The 1,161-nt window shown below is 62.4% G+C and carries 1 protein-coding gene and 1 CRISPR repeat array (1 of these 2 running past the window's edge); the gene reads left to right on the top strand.

Going from position 1 to position 1,161, the window contains the following annotated elements; translation table 11 throughout:
• Positions 1 to 90: a CRISPR direct-repeat array (repeat unit 27 nt; unit sequence GCTCCCCGCGCATGCGGGGATGATCCC) (it extends 373 nt beyond the left edge of the window).
• A 121-nt stretch (positions 91 to 211) separates the two neighbouring features.
• Positions 212 to 370 carry a hypothetical protein gene (locus tag EFAMC2_RS09125; protein WP_187325264.1) on the top strand — a complete coding sequence of 53 codons (159 nt, stop codon included), beginning with the start codon at positions 212 to 214 and terminating at the stop codon, positions 368 to 370.
• The last annotated feature ends 791 nt before the right edge of the window (positions 371 to 1,161 follow it).

The following is a 1,161-nucleotide window of genomic DNA, read 5'->3' as shown; positions in this document are numbered from 1 at the left end:
TGCTCCCCGCGCATGCGGGGATGATCCCGCGGACAGCGGCGGGCGTAGGGCCCGCCTGACGGTGCTCCCCGCGCATGCGGGGATGACCCCTCGGCGGTGAGACGCCTCGTAGACGCCTGCCGCCACTGGCCGACACCTCTTGGGGATCGCTCTCGCGGGTTGGTAATCTTGCGTTCTGGATCATTGCGAGCCGCCTCGATTGGGAGGGTCCATGGCTAGAAGGAGGAGGGCGACGGGTCCCGGAGCCCTGTGGCGCGCTCTCGTGTGGGCGGCGGGCGTCTGGTTGCGGGTTGGCCTGTGGTTTGTGGGCTGGTTCGTGGCACTCTGGCTCATCGCTATGTTCTCGCGCCACGTTCTCGGTATCGGGTAGTCGTAACGCTCCTCTATCGTGCTTCCTGCTCATGCGGGGATGGCCCCACGATGGTCTCGGAGAACGGGCCTCCTCGACGCGCTCCTCGCGTACTCGGGGATGAGCCTGCCTTTCGGACGCAGTTGACGAGGTTGTGCTGGTTCTCCTCACGCGCGTGGCGCTGGCCCCACTGCGGGGGAGAGTCCCTCCGTGTCGCCGTGCGATGGCCGTGTCATACGCCTGTTTGCGTGCAGAGCCAATCCCAAGTGTTTGCGCAATTCAGAGACCCGAAGCTTCCGAACAGGCGCGCCGCCGAGCGCCATTGCCTTTGAAAGTGCGAGGAAGGGTGTACCGGCGAGCGTGGGGCATCTTTTGGCGATTCGAGAGCGAGCAATTGGAGTTTCCTACAGTTTTTCTGGCCCCGGGGCGGTAAAGCATGAGGAGCTGTTTTCAAAACCGCTGGTAGACGAAGTTCACATTGGCATTGCTATGCGTTGTGCCCTCAGCGGGCGATAGAAAACTCGACTTCCTCGCTGGCCGGCCTCCTTTAACCCTCATCTGGCGGCTTGGGAATGCGAAAAAACTCTCTAATCAACCCCACTCTGACCCTGCGGACTCTGTTAAATAGCGGCCCGGCCATGATGAGCGCTCGATATGGCTCGCATGCGAGCGGTGCCATGGAGATGCCAGTTCCGGGAACGCCGGGGCCAGGTTGATAGCCCTGGGGAGAATGGCACGTATACGAGCGGCGTTATGAAGATGAGGGGGCGTGCTGACAACGCAAAAAACGGCAACCCGAAGGCCGCCGTCTT

This window comes from Olsenella uli, from assembly GCF_901212655.1.
Taxonomy (GTDB): domain Bacteria; phylum Actinomycetota; class Coriobacteriia; order Coriobacteriales; family Atopobiaceae; genus Parolsenella; species Parolsenella uli_A.
The sequence above is the reverse complement of the archived record's forward strand: the minus strand, read 5'-3'. Positions and strand labels throughout refer to the sequence as shown.